The sequence below is a fragment of the Marinobacter sp. DSM 26671 genome (assembly GCF_900112835.1).
GTDB lineage: Bacteria > Pseudomonadota > Gammaproteobacteria > Pseudomonadales > Oleiphilaceae > Marinobacter > Marinobacter flavimaris.
The window spans coordinates 26,638-45,642 of record NZ_FONF01000016.1 but is presented as its reverse complement, the minus strand read 5'-3'; the positions used below and the strand labels follow the sequence as shown (position 1 = coordinate 45,642).

Genomic DNA, 19,005 nt, shown 5'->3' with positions numbered 1-19,005 from the left:
GAGTGTTGTCGCTCAGGCGGAGACCACCGAGTTGCGGCCCTGCTGTCGGTCGAGCTGCCGGTAACCCAGAGCCTCAACCAGATGGCTCTGTCGTAGCTCCTCGCTGCCTTCAAGATCGGCAAGCGTTCGGGCAACTCGCAATATGCGGTGCAGTGCACGGGCCGAAAGCCCCAGCTTTTCCATGGCACCGGTGAGCAACTGCTCGCCCTGGCGATCCAGCCGGCACGCAGCCTGCAACGCACGCCCGGACAAGGCCGCATTCAGGCAACCCCGCTCTGATTGCCGGGCTCTGGCAATCAGGACACGCTCCCGGACGGTGGCGCTGGTTTCGCCATCCCCGCCCGACTGCATCAATACGTCGCCACCCTGCACAGGCACCTCCACATGCAGATCAAACCTGTCCAGAAGGGGGCCGGAAATTTTCGACCGGTAACGGGTAACCTGTTGCGGCGTACACTGACACTCGATGGTGGGATGACCACTGTAGCCACAGGGGCAGGGATTCATTGCAGCCACGACCTGAAATCGCGCCGGAAAATTCACCTGCCGTGCTGCCCGGCTGATCGAGATTTCGCCGGTTTCCATCGGCTCACGCAGGACCTCCAGCACCCGGCGTTCAAACTCTGGCAACTCGTCGAGAAACAGTACGCCCCGGTGAGCCAGTGAGATTTCTCCGGGCCTGGGGCTGCTGCCGCCGCCCACCAGGGCAACCGCCGAGGCGGTATGATGGGGCGCCCGGAAAGGAGGCTGACGCCAGCCCCCGGAACGAACCGGCAGCCCGGCCACCGAGTGTACGCTGGCGACTTCCATGGCCGCAGCATCATCGAGGCCCGGGAGAATTCCGGGCAGGCGACTGGCCAGCATACTCTTGCCGGTGCCGGGTGGGCCGAAGAACAAAAGATTGTGGCTACCTGCCGCAGCCACTTCCAGTGCCCGGCGGGGAACCCGCTGACCACGGACATCCGACAGGTCCGGCAGTTCCCGGTTGCTGCCCGGCGCCTGTTCCAGCGACGACCTGGGCACCGGCACCAGGCGGGCGCGACCGCTCAGGTGCTCGCAGATGGCCAACAGGTGGCCGGACGCCAGGACGTCACCCTGGCTGGCCAGGGCCGCCTCCTCGGCATTGCCCTGGGGAACCAGCAGGCTTCGTTGCGCCTGCCGGGCGGCTAGCACCGCCGGCAGCACACCTTTAAGTGGCCTCAATGCACCATCAAGGGACAATTCGCCGAGAAATTCGCAGTCCGAAAGGCTCTCGGCCGGAACCTGGCCCGAGGCCGCCAGGATGCCCAGGGCAATAGGCAGATCAAAGCGACCACCCTCTTTGGGCAAGTCGGCAGGGGCAAGATTAATGGTGATTCTCCGGGCGGGGAACTCGAACCCGGCGTTCAGAAGGGCACTGCGAACACGCTCTTTGCTCTCCCTTACACCGGTTTCCGGCAGCCCCACAATCGAGAGCGCAGGCAAGCCGCCTGAGAGATGGACTTCAACGGTAACGGCGGGCGCCGACACGCCAATGGTGGCGCGGGAATGAACGATAGCAAGCATGACAACCTTCCATGGTAATGACCGGAACTGCTTGCCCGGCGTCCTGCCGGGCGTGTCCGTGGTTTACTGTTTTGGCAGGGAATTTTCCAGTTCGGCTACCCGCTTCTCGAGTGCGTCCACCTTTTCACGGGTCTTCAGCAGGACCGCCTGCTGGGCGTCGAACTCTTCCCTCGTTACCAACTCCAGGCGGGACAGGACGGACATCACGGTGGCCCGGGCCTGGGTTTCAAAATCTTCCCGTGCAGCGCGGGCCATGTCCGGTACAAACTGGCCAAACTGGCCCTGCAGCTGAGCAAAAATATCCTGTGGACCTTTCACACATCACCTCACACATTTCTGAAATATCCGGCTTCGACTAAAAGAGAGGGCCTGTTACCGGTTTGCAGGAGTGTATCACACCGCAGCCCCTGCCATACTGTAGGTGGTCGGCCCTATAATAGCGGTCGAACGGTCAGGCAGCCCGCTCCAATTTGGCTCACTGGCCGGCTACCCGCTTCATTTTGGTGCACAACTTTGCGCCATTCTGGTACGCGGACATCGTAGCCTGTTGTTTTAAATATATTTTTTTGCGTTGGCATACCCGATGCTAAAGCTCTCGTACGCAATCCGCACGATTGGTGTGCGAGGTGGCAGCATCCCGAGCTCAACAACCGGCCGACGGGCCCTCACTGTTGAGACGGCTTTACCAAGGAGAAAGCAATGAAACTTGTGACAGCGATCATCAAGCCTTTCAAATTGGACGATGTCCGTGAGGCATTATCCGAGATTGGCGTTCAAGGCGTAACCGTCACTGAAGTCAAAGGCTTCGGTCGGCAAAAAGGCCACACAGAACTCTATCGTGGCGCGGAATACGTGGTGGATTTCCTGCCCAAGGTGAAGGTGGAAGTTGCTATCGGCGACAACCTTCTGGACCAAGTTATCGAGTCCATCACCAAGGCGGCCAACACCGGCAAGATCGGTGACGGCAAGATCTTCGTGACTGAACTGGCTCAAGCCATCCGGATCCGGACTGGCGAAACCGGCGAAGAAGCGGTCTGAACCAGCTCTGATTTTTCGATCAGCCAACGCAAAAAAATTTATAACCTGAAAAGCCTCGTGCGGAGGGCTTCATATGGAAAGCAATCTTAATCACATTTTTGAACTCCAGTATGCGCTGGATACCTTTTACTTCCTGATTTGCGGTGCCCTGGTCATGTGGATGGCCGCTGGCTTTGCCATGCTGGAAGCCGGCCTGGTGCGTGCCAAGAACACCACTGAAATCCTGACCAAGAACGTGGCCCTGTTTGCGGTCGCCTGTACCATGTACCTGATTGTCGGCTACGACATCATGTACGACGGCGGTATCTTCCTGAGCGGTGTAACAACCGTTGCCGAGATGGACGACGCAGCGATCGCGGGCGTTATTGCAGCCTCCACTGAAGCCGGCTTTGGCGACATGGGCGAATACAGCGGCGCTTCTGACTTCTTCTTCCAGGTTGTCTTCGTTGCAACCGCCATGTCCATCGTCTCCGGCGCCGTGGCTGAGCGCATGAAGCTCTGGGCCTTCCTGGCTTTCGCCATCGTTATGTGTGGCTTCATCTACCCGATGCAGGGTTCCTGGACCTGGAACGGCGACGCGGTATTCGGCATGTACGAGCTGAGCTACAGCGACTACGCCGGTTCCGGTATCGTTCACATGGCAGGCGCAGCAGCGGCCCTGGCAGGCGTTCTTCTCCTCGGTGCCCGTAAAGGCAAGTACGGCGCCAAAGGCGAAATCCGTGCCTTCCCGGGCGCCAACCTGCCCCTGGCAACGCTTGGTACCTTCATCCTCTGGATGGGCTGGTTCGGCTTTAACGGCGGCTCCACCCTGAAGCTGGGTGGCATCGGTGTCGCCAACGAAGTTGCCAACGTGTTCCTGAACACCAACGCAGCTGCAGCCGGTGGCCTGATTGCCGCCCTGATCGTGGCACGCCTGATGTTCGGCAAAGCGGACCTGACCATGGCCCTGAACGGCGCTCTGGCTGGCCTGGTTGCGATCACTGCAGAACCGGCGGATCCGTCTCCCCTGCTGGCCACCATCATCGGTGCCATCGGTGGCACCCTGGTTGTCTTCTCCATCGTAACCATGGACAAGCTGCGCATTGACGACCCGGTCGGTGCCATCTCTGTTCACGGTGTGGTCGGTATCTGGGGTATCTTTGCGGTCCTCCTGTCCGACGCAGACGCTACCTTCATGGGCCAGCTGGTCGGCATGCTCACCATCTTCATCTGGGTATTCGTCACCAGTCTGATCGTCTGGGGCATCCTGAAAGCCGTCATGGGCATCAGGGTCTCGGAAGAAGAAGAGTACGAAGGTGTGGATCTGTCCGAGTGTGGTATGGAAGCCTATCCGGAGTTTGTCAGCGGCAAGCAGTAAACGCTGACAGTGCAAGTAAAAAGGGGCGCCAGTTGGCGCCCCTTTTTTGTAAGTCCGACCTTGCCTAGCCTTCTGTCGGTCTCACCTCATCCTCAAGCGCGTCGACCATGAACTGAGGCATTGCCAGCGCACCCCGATGAACACCGGCATTGTAGTAGCGGGTTACGAACGGGCGATTGTTGGCATCTTCCTCTCGGAAATACTTGATCGGATTCTCCTTGCTCGCCATGGTGCAACTCCACCAGCCCGTCGGATAAACCGGCTGCGGAAATGGCAAGGTCTGTACATGCTCAAACCCCGCCTGGCGCATATCCTCGTGAATACCTTTGATAATGCTATGGGTGTGGAGCAGCGGTGATTCGCTCTGCTGAACAATAATCCCGCCCTCGCGCAGCGCCAGCATGGCATCCCGATAAAAATCCAGGGCAAACAGGCCTTCAGCGGGGCCTACCGGATCGGTGCTGTCGATAATGATGAGGTCAACGCTGTTCGGCTCAATATCCCGCATCCACTGGATCCCGTCGCCAAAGAAGAAATTGGCGCGCGGGTCGCTGTTGGCCTCGCACAATTCCGGAAAATACTCTTCAGACACGCGGGTTACCCGTTCATCAATTTCTACCTGCCAGGCTTCCTCGATGCCCGGATGCTTGAGCACCTCTTTCAGGGTGCCACAGTCTCCGCCGCCAACAATCACCACCTTTTTCGGATCGCGGTGGGTAAACAGGGCCGGGTGCGTCATCATCTCGTGGTACAGGAAGTTATCGCGGGTGGTCAGCATCACGCAGCCATCCAGAACCATCAGGTTGCCAAAGGTCTCGGTCTCGTAGATTTCCAGTTTCTGGAACGGCGTCTGCTCCTCATGGAGCTTCTTTTTCACCTGCAGGGAGAACGCTGTCCCCTGATCCTGGAATACCTCGGTAAACCAGCCGTCATTGAGTGCTGTCATGTCTTGCCTCCCGATGTGGGCCATGGGCTGTGTTAAAAGGGCGTATTGTAGGGACGCCTTACCGTGAGCTAAAGCGATAATCGCGGCAACCGGCCAGATATTTTCCCTGCCCGGTTCTTTTAGCCCGTGGCGGGAATCCATACAATGTCGGCCAGAAGCCGGCTGCCGAACAATTCCCTGCCGGCCAGTGTTTCCTGACAGGATAGCAAGCATGAGCGAAGCCAGCGCCACCCCGGCCCACAAGGTTTACAACATTGCCCACTGGAGCGATGGCTACATAGGTGTCAACGACCAGGGACAGGTACTGATTCGTCCGGATCGGGGCCAGAGCCCGGCACGGATCAACCTGCCGGAGCTGACCCGAACACTGACCGACTCCGGGATTCAGTTGCCGGTGCTGGTGCGCTTCGTTGATATCCTCCACGACCGCGTCAACAAACTGTGCAATGCCTTCAACAAGGTCGCAGAAGAACATGCCTACCAGGGCCGTTACACAGCGGTCTACCCGATCAAGGTCAACCAGCAACGCCGCGTGGTCGAGGAACTGCTGGCCGCCGAGCCCGCTGCCTCTAAAGGGCAGATAGGCCTCGAAGCAGGCAGCAAGCCGGAATTGATGGCGGTGCTGGCGATGTCACAGCAACCGGGATCGGTGATCGTCTGCAACGGCTACAAAGACCGGGAGTACATCCGCCTGGCCCTGATCGGCCAGACCCTGGGTCACCGGGTGTTCATCGTGGTGGAGAAAAAATCCGAACTGCCACTTATCCTGGAGGAGGCAAAAAGCCTGGGCGTTTCGCCCCTGATCGGCGTGCGGGCGCGTCTGGCCACCATCGGCAAGGGCAACTGGCAGAACACAGGTGGTGAAAAGTCGAAATTCGGACTGTCTGCCAGCCAGGTCCTGGATGTCGTCGACACCCTGCGCGAGGCGGGTGCCCTGGACACCCTGCAACTTTTGCACTTCCATCTTGGCTCCCAGATTGCCAACATCCGTGACATCCAGACCGGTCTCCGGGAATGTGCCCGCTTCTACAGTGAACTGCGCCAGATGGGCGCTCCGGTGGGCACGGTGGATATCGGCGGCGGCCTGGGTGTGGACTACGAGGGCACCCGCTCCCGCAGCAGCTGCTCCATGAACTACAGCGTTTACGAATACGCCTATAACGTGGTGCATGTTCTGCAGGCGGAGTGTGATCGCCACGGCATTCCCCACCCGGACCTGATCAGCGAATCCGGCCGGGCCCTGACCGCCCACCATTCGGTGCTGGTAACCAACGTGATCGACCGCGAAGCACCGGAAAACCGGACGCCGGAACAACCAGACGATAACGCCTCCGCGCCACTGCACGACCTCTGGCGCGATCTCGACAGCCTGCAGGATACCAACACGCCGCGTTCATTGGCCGAGATCTACCACGACGTCCTGCATGCCATGGCCGACGTCCATGCGCAGTTTGCCCACGGCGTGCTCTCTCTGCAGGAACGGGCAGATGCGGAGACGCTGTACACCCGCTGTTGCCGCCTGCTTCGCAATCAGTTGGACAGCAGCAACCGGGCCCACCGGGAAATCATCGACGAGCTCAATGAGAAACTGGCCGAGAAGCTGTTTGTGAATTTCTCCCTGTTCCAGTCACTGCCGGATGTCTGGGGCATCGACCAGATCTTCCCGGTGATGCCGATCAACGGCCTGGACCGGCCGCTGAACCGCCGCGCCGTCATCCAGGACATCACCTGCGATTCGGACGGACGAATCGATCGTTACGTGGATGGCCAGGGCACCGAGACCACCCTGCCTCTACCTGAAGAAAAGACCGGCGAACCGCTGCTGATGGGTTTTTTCATGACCGGTGCCTATCAGGAAATTCTGGGGGACATGCACAACCTGTTCGGCGACACTCATTCCGTGGATGTCCGCTTGACGGCAGAAGGTGGCTACGAGATCAGCGACCCCATCACCGGCGATACCGTAGCCAAGGTGTTGCGCTATGTGAACTTTGAACCGGATGCCCTGGTGGAGGCCTACCGACGCAAGTTCGCCGCCTCCACCCTGGCGCCGGAGACCCAGTCAGCGCTGCTGGCGGAGCTGGCCGCCGGTCTTGATGGCTACACCTACCTGGAAGAATAGCCAGAGTCAGGGTTTCTGGTGCGTCCGACGCCAGGCGCTGGGCGAGAGGCCTTCCCATTTTCGGAAGGCCCGGCCAAAGTTGGAAGGGTCGCTGTAGCCGAGGGCGTCGGCAATCTCGTCGATGGTCAGCTCATTGCGCCGCAGCAGCTCCAACGCTCGGCGGTGGCGCAGGGAATCCTGCAACTGCTGGAAACGGACCCCTTCCGCTGCCAGCTGCCTGCGTAGTGTCCTCGTGGATATTTGCAGGTGCTCGGCCACGTCTTCCAGAGCCGGCAAGCGTTGACTCCGTCCCGTCTCAAGCAGGCGCATCACCCTGTCGGCTACCGATGTTGCTCCTTCGATAAATCGCATTTCCTCTTCGCACTGGGCCTCGGCAATCCGGCGTGTCACCGGATTCGACAGGGACATGGGCGAGTCCAGAAACACCCGCCTGAACCTTAACTGGTTCACACCGCTGCCAAACGAGATCTGACTGCCAAACAGCTGCCGATAGGCTGAGACATCTCCGGGCTCCGGAAAGTCTAAGAGGCAGCGGCCGCCGTCCAGGAGTCGTTGACCGAACAGTAAAAGGTTTACATCCATCAACGACGCCATCACCACGTCAACATTGAAACGGTATAGCTCCTCGATTCCGTGGGCCAGATCCAGCTGGATGACCGCCTCACGATCCTCCACGAAAAAAGACAGCCTCATGTAAACAAAACGGATCTGGAAATACTTGATCAACACGGTGAGCGCCTGCTCCAGGGTGTCGCAACTGATGGCAGCCTGGGCGAGGGAACCGTGGGTGGTAAACTTCAGTCGTTTGCCGAACTCCAGCCCCAGGGCAGGATCACCGCTTTGCGCCAGGCTTTCCCGACACAGGGCGCTGAACTGATCAACCGTGATGAAATTGTCCGGGTGCCCAAGCATGGACGGACGGATTCCGGCGGCCGACAGCAACCGCCCACGCTGCAGGCCCCGATCCTCCGCCAACTGGCAGAGGATATCCGCATAGTGCGCCCGGATAACGAGCAAATTTCCGGTAATGCCGGGTGCATTCATGGGGATGGTTTTCTTCCGGTCTCGGTTTATTGCTCAGACTAGACCGCTCGGGCTGTTCCGGCAATTACCGGCGAGACGACCGGCAACCGTCTCTGGCGCCAGCTTTTTTGCATTTTTTTCGGACCGGCAGATCCAACGCGTAAACCACTCCGTAAATCTTGCGACTGACAAAACCGGGACGAGTGCATAGAATGATGACCAGAACAAGCTCAAATCATGCGACTGTCAAGGAGCGTCCGGTGACCACACTGGATCAGAAGCCAGCCAGTTCCGAGGGCCGAAAAGACCCGTGGAGCCAGATGCTGCAGAAAGTGGGCAAGCACCAGGATCGCGAGGCGTACCACGCGCTGTTCGAGCATTTTGGACCGCAAATCAAGTATTACGCTATGGCCAATGGCCTGGCGAGTCATGCGGAAGAGCTCGTGCAGGAAGTGTTTGTATCCATCTGGAGACGATCCTGTCTCTATGACTGGCGCAAGGCTGCCGCTTCAACGTGGATATTTACCATCGCCCGTAACCAGCGCATCGACATGCTCAGAAAGATGCAGCGTACCAGTGCTGAAATGCCGGTCGAGACAGAAGACCTTTGGCAGATTCCGGGTGAGAACGAAAACGAGCCGGTCACTTCTTTGCACCGTCTCATGTCCGAACGGCGAATCAGGGAATCCCTGAGTCATCTGCCGGAAGAACAGATTACGGTCATTGCCAAAGTGTACATGGAAAACAAGTCGCACCAGATGGTTGCGGACGAGTTGGACATTCCTCTTGGCACCGTGAAAAGCCGGGTTCGCCTGGCATTGAATAAACTGAAAGTGATTTTGCAGGACCAGAACGTATGACACGGCACCATCCCGACAGCCTGAGCCTGATGGAGTACAGCGCAGGTAACCTGAGCGAGCCCCATGCCCTGTGCATCAAGCTCCACCTGGACAAGTGTTCCCACTGCCGCAGCCGTGTGGACACGCTTGATAGCCTTGGGGCTGTGATGATGGAGCAGCAGCCAAAGGTGACTGTCTCTGAAAGCATGTTCGACAGCATTCTTTCAAAGATCGACAGCGAGCCGGCAGCTGAGCCGGCAGCAGCGGCTGCCCCGAGGGTCAGCGCCCTGCAGAAGCTACTGGGTGAAGATCTCAACAGCTTGCCGTGGAAGCGCCAGCTGGGTGATGTGAGCGTCCTGGACATCACCGACCGGTTCCCCGGTCAGAAAGAACAGGTTGTACTCCAGAAACTCGCTGCCGGCGGCAAAGCGCCTGCCCACACGCATCGCGGCGAGGAAACGACCATCGTCCTTCAGGGTGCGTTTGCAGACCAGAAAGGGGTGTTTAACCAGTGGGATTTCGTGGTCCTGAACGATGAGGACGAACACAAGCCCGTAGCGGTTGGTTGCGAGGACTGTATAACACTCTCCGTGTTGAGTGCTCCGGTGAAGCTCACGGGCACCTTTACCCGGATGCTCAATCCCTTTATTCGGTAACCTTCCGCCGAATGACGGACACGAAAAAGGGGCGATGGAAATCGCCCCTTTTTTGTAGCCGACACCAGGGTTGCCCGAACTACCAGGGCAGCTCTGTACCATCCCAGCTCAGAAACTTTCCGTTATCGTCTTCCCCCAGTCCATCGAGCACCTCCAGAAGGTTGGTAGCCGTCTCCTCTGGAGTATGCACGTTAAGCTTGGCGAGAGATTGGCTGAACGGTTCGCTCAACGCCGATTCGGTCGTGCCAGGATGCAGGGATACGCAGGCTAGCGGCTTGCACCGGCGCGGCAACTCAATGGACAGGTTGCGAACGAGCATATTCAGCGCCGCTTTTGAACTACGATAGGCATACCAGCCGCCAAACCCGTTGTCGGTTATCGAGCCAACCTTGGCGGAAATAGCCACCACCCGTTTGAATGCCCGATGTCGCAGCCATGGCAATAGCGCCTGGGTCAGCAATCCGAAACCGGTTGCGTTGACAGCAAACGCACGCGCCATACTCTGCGGATCGAGGTCTTCAAGGCGCTTCTCCGGGAACATATCCGGCCGGTGAAGCAGCCCCGCGGCATAAATAAAGCTATCAATCCCATCCTCCCTGTTTAGCAGCGATTCCAGTGCCTCGGCAATCGCACCGGGCGCGGCACTGCTTTCGGCATCCCAGGGCAGCAAAGTGATGCGCTGATGGCTGCGCAAAGCGTCCGGCGCATTCTCCGGATCACGGCACAACCCGATCACCCTGGTTTGGGAATCACGCTCAAGCAACCGGCTTGCCAAAGCGCCACCGATTGCGCCGGAAACCCCGGCTATCAACACTTGTTTCATTTGATACCTCCTTGGTTCAGGAGGACATACGAAAATTCTATCGTCCAGACTGCCAAAACGGTGAACCAGCGCATTAAAACGGGCGTATGAAACCAGTGTTCAAATTATCTTCGGGTCGCTGCCGAATGCTGCAGCGCTCCCGTTAAAACGGCGCACCTAGGAGAGTATCCATGCAATACCAGGCTCCGGCGAATGACCTTCGCTTTCTGTTGTTTGATGTATTGGGCGCAGACCGGCTGCATGAGCTGGAAAAATACGCAGATGCCACCCCGGATCTGATTTCCGCGGTTATTGACGAGGCTGGCAAGCTCGCCGCAGAAGTCATCCAGCCCACCAACCAGGTCGGCGACCGGGAAGGCTGTACCTACGATCCCGAGACCCGCTCGGTGAAAACGCCCGAAGGATTCAAGGATGCCTACAAGAAGTTCGTTGAGGGCGGCTGGACAGCGCTGGACGCACCGCTTGAATACGGCGGCCAGGGCCTGCCCCGCACCCTGAAGTTCGTGGTGGACGAAATGGTCTGCTCCACCAACCTCTCCCTGGGCATGTATCCGGGCCTGACCCATGGCGCCATCAGTGCCCTGCACGCACACGGGTCGGACGAACTGAAAAACATCTATCTGGAAAAACTGATCTCCGGCGAGTGGACCGGCACCATGTGCCTGACCGAACCCCAGTGCGGCACAGATCTTGGCCTGATTCGCACCCGCGCCAACCCGAACGATGACGGCAGCTACGCCATCGAAGGTACCAAGATCTGGATTACCGGGGGCGAACACGACCTGGTGGACAACATCGTGCATCTGGTTCTGGCCAAGCTGCCCGGCGCGCCGGATACCACCAAGGGCATTTCCCTGTTTGTGGTACCCAAGTTCCTGCCGGAATCCGGGGAGCGAAACCCGGCCTTCTGTGGCGGCCTTGAGCACAAAATGGGCATCAAGGGTTCTGCAACCTGCGTCATGAACTTCGAGGGCGCCAAAGGCTGGCTTGTCGGCGAGCCGAACGATGGTATGCGTGCCATGTTCACCATGATGAACGAGGCGCGCCTGATGGTTGGTATGCAGGGCCTGGGCCTGGCCGAAATGGCCTACCAGGAAAGCCTCGGCTTTGCCCGTGAGCGCCTGCAGAGCCGTTCACTGAGCGGCCCGAAGAACCCCGATGGTCCCGCAGACCCGATCATCGTGCATCCGGATGTACGCCGAATGCTGATGCGCCAGAAAGTTCTGAACGAGGGCATGCGTGCTCTGGCCCTGTTTGCTGGCCACCAACTGGATCTCTCTGTCGCCCATCCAGACGAGACCGTTCGGGAATCCGCGGACGATCTGGTTCAACTGCTTACCCCGGTGGTGAAGTCGTTCCTGACAGACGAAGGCTTCAACAACGCCAACACCGGGCTGCAGGTACTGGGTGGCTCGGGCTTCACCACCGACTGGCCGCTGGAGCAGCTGGTTCGTGACGGCCGGATCGCCAGGATCTACGAGGGCACCAACGGCATTCAGGCCATGGACCTCGTGGGCCGCAAGCTGAGTCTGAAAGGCGGTCAGTTGGTGCGCACCCTCTTTGGCACCCTGAGCGGATATCTGAAGGACAATCCGGAAGCGCCGCACCGTGAAGAGCTGAAAAACGCCATGAAGGCGCTTGAGACAGCCACCATGTGGCTGGCCAGCAACGCACCGAAAGATCCGGAGCAGGCGGGCGCCGCCGCGACACCGTATCTGCGCCTGATGGCGCTGACGGTCATCGGTTACCTCTGGTCCAGGATGGCAAACGTTGCCAACGAACAGCTTGCCGCCGGCGAAGGTAACAAGCCCCTGCTCGAGAGCAAGGTTGTCTCTGCCCGCTTCTACTTTGAAAAGCTGCTTCCGGAAGTCGACTGGCTGCTGGGTGACATTCAGAGTGGCAAGGACAGCCTGATGGCGTTCTCGGACGACCACTGGGCCGCGTGATCCGCTATCCGGCCAGTGCTCCCAAGGCCTGGCCGGAAATGACCGATCAATGACAGCTTGTGACCTTCAGGTGAATGCACTGGCCATTGATAATGATCACGTTGATTAGTGTCTCTGAACTAGTCCCGCCCAGCTCCCCGTCGGACTGGGCACTTTGAAAGCCACGCCCTGCGTGGCTTTTTTTATGGTCCTTTTTTGTCTGTGCGGTCACTGGGTTACAATTGCGATCTTTGATTCTGTCCGGTCTGCGACCGGACCTGCACGGGGACACCATGAACGCCGACGATTACGCTTTCCGCTTTGGTGGCATCGAACGACTCTACGGGCGCCGGGCCCTGGAAGCCTTTCGTCACGCCAATATTGCTGTGGTCGGTCTTGGCGGGGTCGGGTCCTGGGCCGCTGAAGCCCTGGCCCGAAGTGGCGTTGGTACCATCACCCTGATCGACATGGACGATGTCTGTGTGTCCAACACCAACCGCCAGCTCCACGCCCTGGAAGGCCAGTACGGCCGTACCAAAACCGACGCCATGGCAGACCGGTTGCGGGCGATCAACCCGGAAGCCGACATTCGGGTGCATTTCGGCTTCCTGACCACGAAGAACGTCAGCGAGCTGATCACCGAAGACATGACCGGGGTGATCGACGCCATCGACAGCGTCAAAGCCAAGGCCGCCCTGATTGCCCACTGCCAGCGCCGGAAAATTCCTCTGGTCTGTGCCGGCGGCGCAGGCGGACAGATCGACCCCACTCAGATCCAGGTGGCAGACCTCAGCAAAACAACCCAGGACCCACTGCTGGCCAAGGTTCGAAACCTTCTGCGGCGGGAATATGGCTTTTCCCGGAATCCAAAGCGGCGCTTTGGCATTGAGGCCGTATACTCCCTCGAGCAGCTGACGTATCCTGCCGGAGACGGGGAAGTGTGCCTGCAGAAACCGGCCACCGACGGTCCGGTGCGCCTGGATTGCGCCTCCGGCTTTGGCGCCGCCAGCCCGGTGACCGCCAGCTTCGGTTTATTTGCGGCTTCCCGACTCCTGAACCGGATTGCCCGGCGCGCCAACCAATAGATCAACGGAACTGAAACCATTATGCCAGTCAGCACTGTCCTGCTTCTTGCCAGCATTGGCGTTTTATCATTGTTCTGCCAGTGGCTTGCCTGGCGCGTGCGTATGCCCGCCATCCTGTTCCTGCTGGCTGGCGGCATTGCCGCCGGGCCTGTTCTCGGCTTCCTGTCCCCGGAAGTGGTTTTCGGGGACCTGCTGTTCCCGGTCATTTCCCTCGCCGTTGCCATCATCCTGTTCGAAGGCAGCCTGACCCTGCGCTACGAGGAAATCCGCGGCCACGGCAAGATGGTCCGCAACCTCATTCCGGTAGGCTCCATTGTCACCTGCATCATCGGCACCCTTGCCGCCCGGTGGCTGCTGGATGTCTCCTGGGCGGTCGCCCTGCTGTTTGGCGCCATCTCGATTGTCACCGGCCCGACCGTGATTGCACCGCTGCTGCGGTCCGTACGACCGGACTCCAAACTGGCCAACATACTTCGCTGGGAAGGCATCATCATTGACCCGGTCGGGGCACTGCTGGCGGTCCTGGTGTTCGAGGGGATTGTCTCCTGGGGCCAGGGCAACGTGTTTGGCCACTCGCTGTACATATTCGGCAAGACCCTGGCCGTGGGTTTCCTGATGGGCGCTGGAGCCGGTTATCTCAATGGCATCGTGTTGCGCAAACACTGGATTCCCCAGTACCTGCATAACGCCGGCACCCTCACCTTCATGCTCGGCGTGTACGCCATCTCGAACGAACTGGCCCATGAGTCGGGCCTGTTGACGGTGACGGTGATGGGCATCTGGATGGCCAACATGAAGCAGGTGCCTATCGAGAGCATTCTGGAGTTCAAGGAATCCCTGAGTGTTCTCCTGATTTCGGCCCTGTTCATTATTCTGGCGGCGCGGGTTGAGTTTGCGGCGATTGCCGAATTGGGTTGGGGCCTGGTGGCTGTGCTGGCCCTGCTGATGCTGGTAGCCCGCCCCCTGAGTATTTTCCTGTCGGCCATCGGCACCAACCTGAACTTGCGGGAAAAGCTATTTCTGAGCTGGATCGCCCCCCGGGGCATCGTCGCGGCCGCGGTGTCAGCGCTGTTCGCTTTCCAGCTGCAGAAGTTGGGTTATGAGAGTGCCGGCGCCCTGGTACCCCTGGTGTTTATGCTGATTATCGCCACCGTTACTCTGCAGAGCCTCACCGCACGGCCGGTTGCCCGCCTATTGAAGGTCGCGGAACCAGCGGAATACGGCTTCCTGATCCTGGGCGCCAATCCGGTGGCCCGTATGATTGGCATGGCCCTGAAAAAGTATGAGGTGCCCGTGACCCTGGCGGACACCAACTGGGAAAACGTCCGTCAGGCCCGCATGGAGAACCTGCAGGTGTACTTCGGCAACCCGGTTTCCGAGCATGCATCGACCCATCTGGACCTGACAGGCATCGGTAAGCTGCTGGTGATCTCCCCGTACAAGCACATGAACTCACTGGCCACGTACCACTTCCTGGACTGGTTCGGAAACAAGTGCGTGTTCAGCCTGGCCGAAGGTGATCAGGACCAGAAGGCCCGGCATCAGACGGCTGAAAAAATACAGATGACCCGGGGCCTGTTCGATGGCGTCAGCTACGCCAAGCTGGCCAGTCTGGTGAGCCAGGGCTACACCGTAAAGACCACCCAGTTGAGTGAGGAATTCGGTTACGAGGAGTTCCTGAACAAATACCAGAACCAGGCCCTGGTGCTGTTCACGTTCGACAGCAAGGAACACGTCGCCCCGGTTTGCAGCATGAAAGACCTGAAACCGGAAAACGACTGGATCCTGATCAGCCTGGTACCGCCCCAGGCCCGCAAGGAGCGCAAGGAGAAAGAGGGAGGAGAACCATCGGCCAGCCAGGATCAACCGGCCGATCAGGAACCCTCATCGACAATCTAGCACCAGCTTGCCGCGCACGTGCCCGCCTTCCAGCAGTTCGTGGGCCTGCGCGACATCGTCCAGCGCGAACGCTTTTTCGATGTGCACCTTGACGTCACCGTCCTCAATCAGCTCGGCAATCTCATCCAGGTGAAATACGTCGGGACGCACAGTCATGCCATGGGCGCGTAAACCCATTTCCTCGGCAGCACTGATGATTTCGTCGGCGGTAACCGTCGGGATGGTCACGAGGACTCCATGTTCGCCGAGGGTGTGCAGGGAGCGTTTGCCGGTATCACCCCCAACAAGGTCCAGTACCACGTCCAGACCATAGCACTCTTCGGCGATATCCGTGTTGCGGTAGTCAATCACCTCGTGGACCCCGAGTTCCGCCAGGAAATCCCGGTTACCGGCCGAGGCCGTTGCAATGACATGGGCACCGCGCTCCAATGCAAACTGCACCGCAAAATGGCCCACGCCACCGGCGCCGGCGTGGATCAGGATTTTCTGCCCCGACTCCAGTTTCGCCATCTCAAACAGAGCCTGCCATGCGGTCAGTGCCGCCAGGGGCAAGGCACCTGCAGACACCAGGTCCAGTTCTTCCGGCACGATAGCCAGTTCATCGGCCGCGGCCAGGGCATACTGCGCATAACCGCCACCGCCGGCCGGGAATCCGACCATGCCCATGACACGGTCACCGGGCGCAAGGGTGGTCACGTTGGCACCTACTCCGACAACCTCTCCGGCGACATCGTAACCGGGCGTCCACGGCAACGAATTCTCGATCTGCCGCGCCGCGAAACCAAGCCCCTTCCGGGTTTTCCAGTCGATCGGATTGAGCCCCGCACCGTGCACCCTGACGAGCACCTGATCGTCTCCGGGGACTGGCACATCGGCCGAGACCACTTGCAGGACGTCACGCTCACCAAAGCGATCGTAGATCACATGGCGCATCGTGGCTTCAGCGTTCTGATCGGCAGTATTTTCCATGAAGATCTCCGGACAACAGGTTAAACGGGATTGGCTTTGAACAAGATTAGCTGAAGTAAAGCACAAAAGACCTCGGGTGACCTACAGCCCTTTGCCTCCGGCTACCACAGCGGAACCGAGAATCTCAGCGAACTCTTTGGGCGCACGGGCAGGCCGCTGGCTTTTCAGATCAACACAGGCGTGAGTGGAAACGGCCCTGACCAAGGTTTTGCCATCCGAGGGACGAACGAGCTGGAACTGCCGTGCAGACCGGAACCGACCATCATAATCGGTGAGCCAGGTCCCCAGAACCAGTTGATCGCCGGCGTTCGCCGAGGCCAGGTAATCGATTTCCGTGCGGGTAATGGCCATCGCCTTGCCGGTTTTCTCGTGCAATTCCCAGGTCATACCCAGGCTTTCTATATGGGCCCAGCTGACGTCTTCCAGCCAGCGTACGTAAACAACGTTGTTGGCGTGCCCAAGCCGATCGGTATCCTCGGGCCGTACCGCTATCTCGATCGTGAAAGGCGCCGGCAGATCCCAGTCAATATCGTATTGCTGCATCAGTTACTGTCCCCCAGACCCGGAATGGCCTGCAACGGTAGCCGACCAATACGATCATTGTGAAGTGAACCAAAGTACAGGTTGCCATCGTGAGGATTCACCGAGGTGATTTCCTGCAGATGGGTCCCGCGAGTGTCGTGGAGACTGGTAATAACCTCACCATCCCGGTCGAACGCGATCACAAGACCATATTCTTGTGGCGCAGGTTTCAGGCTGCTCGGGAGTTTAGCCACCAGATCCTTGAGCCAGGGCCGGGGGTGCATGGCGTCCATCCTCGAATCTCTGAGGGTAGGAAACGCCACCCAGTAGCGCCCCTGATCATCCACCGCGAGGTTATCGGGAAAACCGGGCAGATTGTCGGCAAAGACTTCCGCCTGGCCGGCTTTGGGCCCGTGAATCCAGTATCGGAGGATGCGATATTTCCAGGTTTCGTTAACCAGCACATAGTCGCCCTCCGGAGATACCGCAACACCATTGGCAAAATGCAGGTTGGCCAGGAGAACCTCGGCCTTGCCGGTTTTTGGAGAGTAGCGGAGCAGGCGGCCATGGGGACGCATTTCCAGAAGATCCAGCATGTATTCCGGCTGATGGAACTTGGAGCTGGCGTCGGTGAAATAAATGCGCCCGTCATCGGCAATGTCGACGTCATCGGTGAAGCGGAACAGCGTTCCCTCCGCCTCGCGGGCCAGTACGGTGATCTCGCCCTCAGGACTGATAGACAGCAGCCCCCGCCAGGAGTCTGCAACGATGAGATTGCCCTGGCTGTCAAACACCACGCCCAGGGGCCGACCATCGGTGGACAACCAGTTTTCAACCCGGCCATCCGGGAACACCCGCACGATGAAGCCATCCTGGGTGCCGGTATAAAGCACACCATCCTCGCTCACGGCTGTGTCCTCGGGGCCGTATACCTGGCCCCTGGCGATCAGGTCCGCAAGCCTCAGGCGCTCATTTGGCGCAACCTCACCGGTCAGCGGAGGCGGCGATGGGGGGTTCCAGGCTTTGCTGTCGACGGGCGAGGGAGTCAGCAGGAAACTGCCAAGCAGCAGGAAGACAACCAGCAAACCCACCATCAGCCATTTCATACACTCTGCCCGCCTGTTGTTGTGTCCATTCCGTGTGTCAGCGATTGGCCCACCTTAGCAGACGGGCCGGTGAGCAGGAAAATGCCCTACGCAGGACACCATCATTCATCGGCGCTGAGGAAACGGCGGCACAGGGCAGCAAAGGAGTCGGCTTTCTCAGCGTGCAGCCAGTGGCCGGTCCCCTGGATAATACGCAGCTGTGCCTGCGGGAACAGTCGCTGGATATCATCCCGGTGTTTTTCCTGGATGTAGGCCGAATCCGCGCCCTTCAGAAACAGCACAGGACCATCAAACGGGCCATCACCCTCCGGCGCCCTGGCCAGATGTTCATAGCAGGCATCGATAACCGGCAGATTGAGCCGCCACCGGAACATTGGCCCGCCCTCCTGCTGGTCTTCGCGGGGAATCCGTTCCAGGTTTTTCAGCAGGAACTGGCGAACACCCGGCTCTTCGACAAAATCTGCCATCAGCCTGTCTGCGTCCTGACGGGAACGCACACCGGTCAGATCCATGCTGGTCAACCCGTCCAGAATAGCATCGTGCCGGGGTTTGTAGTTTACCGGGGCAATGTCGGCCACGATCAGTTTTTCCACGCGCTCCGGAGCCTGGAGGGCAACCTGCATCGCCACCTTGCCACCCATGGAATGACCCAGCAGGCTCACCTTGTCCAGCGCCTGGGCGTCCATGTAGGCGATGACGTCGGCGGCCATGGCCGGATAGTCCATGGTATCCGTGTGGGGCGAACTCCCGTGGTTGCGCTCGTCCAGTGCGTGAATCTGCCACTGGTCTTCCAGACGGCGGGCGATACCCCCCAGGTTGTCCAGGGAGCCGAACAGCCCGTGCAGCAGTATCAGGGGCGGGCCTTCGCCGGTAATGCGGTGGTTCAGCGCAACAGTCATGGGCAGTCAGTCTCCGGATTGGTCTGCGTTCTCAGACCGGATACATTACCACTGCCAGTCTTGCGAGCAAGTGCCGGTATTAGCGGTCATTTTCCGTGGACGAAAAAAAGCCGGGCAAAGCCCGGCTTGAAGGTCATAGACGTGACGTCTGAAGGATCAGCAATAGAAGATGCTGTTCAGATACTCGGCAAGCTCAATCACGTTTTTACGCTCAAGCTCGGTATGAGGTACGAAAATTTCCTGTTCCATAA

Annotated in this window: 17 protein-coding genes; 8 read left to right on the top strand and 9 right to left on the bottom strand. The window is 59.2% G+C overall.

Annotated features, from left to right (window positions below):
• Positions 1-12: 12 nt before the first annotated feature.
• Together BM035_RS16170 and BM035_RS16165 are read right to left on the bottom strand one after the other, a co-directional pair.
• Positions 13-1,545: a YifB family Mg chelatase-like AAA ATPase gene (locus tag BM035_RS16170; protein WP_092033164.1), complete on the bottom strand. Its 1,533-nt coding sequence runs from the start codon at positions 1,543-1,545 to the stop codon at positions 13-15.
• A 63-nt stretch (positions 1,546-1,608) separates the two neighbouring features.
• Positions 1,609-1,863: an accessory factor UbiK family protein gene (locus BM035_RS16165; RefSeq protein WP_008173270.1), complete on the bottom strand. Its 255-nt coding sequence runs from the start codon at positions 1,861-1,863 to the stop codon at positions 1,609-1,611.
• A gap of 381 nt (positions 1,864-2,244) precedes the next feature.
• Between BM035_RS16165 and glnK the strand changes: the two genes are divergently transcribed.
• Positions 2,245-2,583: a P-II family nitrogen regulator gene (gene glnK / locus BM035_RS16160; protein WP_008173268.1), complete on the top strand. Its 339-nt coding sequence runs from the start codon at positions 2,245-2,247 to the stop codon at positions 2,581-2,583.
• A gap of 73 nt (positions 2,584-2,656) precedes the next feature.
• On the top strand, positions 2,657-3,940 hold the full coding sequence (locus BM035_RS16155) for an ammonium transporter (RefSeq protein WP_092033161.1): 1,284 nt from the start codon (positions 2,657-2,659) through the stop codon (positions 3,938-3,940).
• Between the two features lie 64 nt (positions 3,941-4,004).
• On the opposite strand, the gene speE is transcribed toward BM035_RS16155, so the two are convergent.
• Entirely contained in the window at positions 4,005-4,886 is an 882-nt protein-coding gene (speE, locus tag BM035_RS16150) for a polyamine aminopropyltransferase (protein ID WP_014575878.1), read from the bottom strand.
• A 211-nt stretch (positions 4,887-5,097) separates the two neighbouring features.
• On the opposite strand from speE, the gene speA reads away from it, so the two are divergent.
• A complete protein-coding gene (gene speA / locus BM035_RS16145; protein WP_053114204.1) occupies positions 5,098-7,008 on the top strand; it encodes a biosynthetic arginine decarboxylase in 1,911 nt (636 codons plus the stop codon).
• Positions 7,009-7,014: 6 nt separating this feature from the next.
• On the opposite strand, the gene BM035_RS16140 is transcribed toward speA, so the two are convergent.
• A complete protein-coding gene (locus tag BM035_RS16140; protein ID WP_092033159.1) occupies positions 7,015-8,052 on the bottom strand; it encodes an AraC family transcriptional regulator in 1,038 nt (345 codons plus the stop codon).
• A gap of 239 nt (positions 8,053-8,291) precedes the next feature.
• Here BM035_RS16140 and BM035_RS16135 point away from each other — a divergent pair, with 239 nt between their 5' ends.
• Together BM035_RS16135 and BM035_RS16130 are read left to right on the top strand one after the other, a co-directional pair.
• A complete protein-coding gene (locus tag BM035_RS16135) occupies positions 8,292-8,891 on the top strand; it encodes a sigma-70 family RNA polymerase sigma factor (protein WP_053114200.1) in 600 nt (199 codons plus the stop codon).
• The gene (locus BM035_RS16130; protein WP_053114198.1) at positions 8,888-9,526 is read left to right on the top strand and encodes a ChrR family anti-sigma-E factor; all 639 of its coding nucleotides are present in this window, start codon (positions 8,888-8,890) and stop codon (positions 9,524-9,526) included. Before BM035_RS16135 ends, BM035_RS16130 begins: the two co-directional genes overlap by 4 nt.
• A 79-nt stretch (positions 9,527-9,605) precedes the next feature.
• Here the strand turns inward: BM035_RS16130 and BM035_RS16125 are convergent, their stop codons facing one another.
• The gene (locus BM035_RS16125) at positions 9,606-10,349 is read right to left on the bottom strand and encodes an SDR family oxidoreductase (protein ID WP_092033156.1); all 744 of its coding nucleotides are present in this window, start codon (positions 10,347-10,349) and stop codon (positions 9,606-9,608) included.
• A 170-nt stretch (positions 10,350-10,519) separates the two neighbouring features.
• Here BM035_RS16125 and BM035_RS16120 point away from each other — a divergent pair, with 170 nt between their 5' ends.
• From BM035_RS16120 to BM035_RS16110, 3 genes are all read left to right on the top strand, one after another.
• Positions 10,520-12,295 carry an acyl-CoA dehydrogenase C-terminal domain-containing protein gene (locus BM035_RS16120; protein WP_092033153.1) on the top strand — a complete coding sequence of 592 codons (1,776 nt, stop codon included), beginning with the start codon at positions 10,520-10,522 and terminating at the stop codon, positions 12,293-12,295.
• 272 nt (positions 12,296-12,567) lie between these two features.
• The gene (gene tcdA, locus BM035_RS16115; RefSeq protein ID WP_169702126.1) at positions 12,568-13,359 is read left to right on the top strand and encodes a tRNA cyclic N6-threonylcarbamoyladenosine(37) synthase TcdA; all 792 of its coding nucleotides are present in this window, start codon (positions 12,568-12,570) and stop codon (positions 13,357-13,359) included.
• A gap of 21 nt (positions 13,360-13,380) precedes the next feature.
• Entirely contained in the window at positions 13,381-15,258 is a 1,878-nt protein-coding gene (locus BM035_RS16110; RefSeq protein WP_092033151.1) for a cation:proton antiporter, read from the top strand.
• Here BM035_RS16110 and BM035_RS16105 read toward each other — a convergent pair.
• The 4 genes from BM035_RS16105 to BM035_RS16090 form a co-directional block, all read right to left on the bottom strand.
• The gene (locus BM035_RS16105; protein WP_008173247.1) at positions 15,244-16,227 is read right to left on the bottom strand and encodes an NADP-dependent oxidoreductase; all 984 of its coding nucleotides are present in this window, start codon (positions 16,225-16,227) and stop codon (positions 15,244-15,246) included. The genes BM035_RS16110 and BM035_RS16105 overlap by 15 nt on opposite strands.
• Positions 16,228-16,308: 81 nt before the next feature.
• Positions 16,309-16,770, bottom strand: a complete 462-nt coding sequence (locus tag BM035_RS16100) for an acyl-CoA thioesterase (protein ID WP_092033148.1) — start codon at positions 16,768-16,770, stop codon at positions 16,309-16,311.
• The gene (locus tag BM035_RS16095; protein WP_008173243.1) at positions 16,770-17,855 is read right to left on the bottom strand and encodes an SMP-30/gluconolactonase/LRE family protein; all 1,086 of its coding nucleotides are present in this window, start codon (positions 17,853-17,855) and stop codon (positions 16,770-16,772) included. The genes BM035_RS16100 and BM035_RS16095 overlap by 1 nt, the downstream gene beginning before the upstream one ends.
• A gap of 101 nt (positions 17,856-17,956) precedes the next feature.
• On the bottom strand, positions 17,957-18,754 hold the full coding sequence (locus tag BM035_RS16090) for an alpha/beta fold hydrolase (protein WP_008173240.1): 798 nt from the start codon (positions 18,752-18,754) through the stop codon (positions 17,957-17,959).
• Positions 18,755-19,005 lie beyond the last annotated feature (251 nt).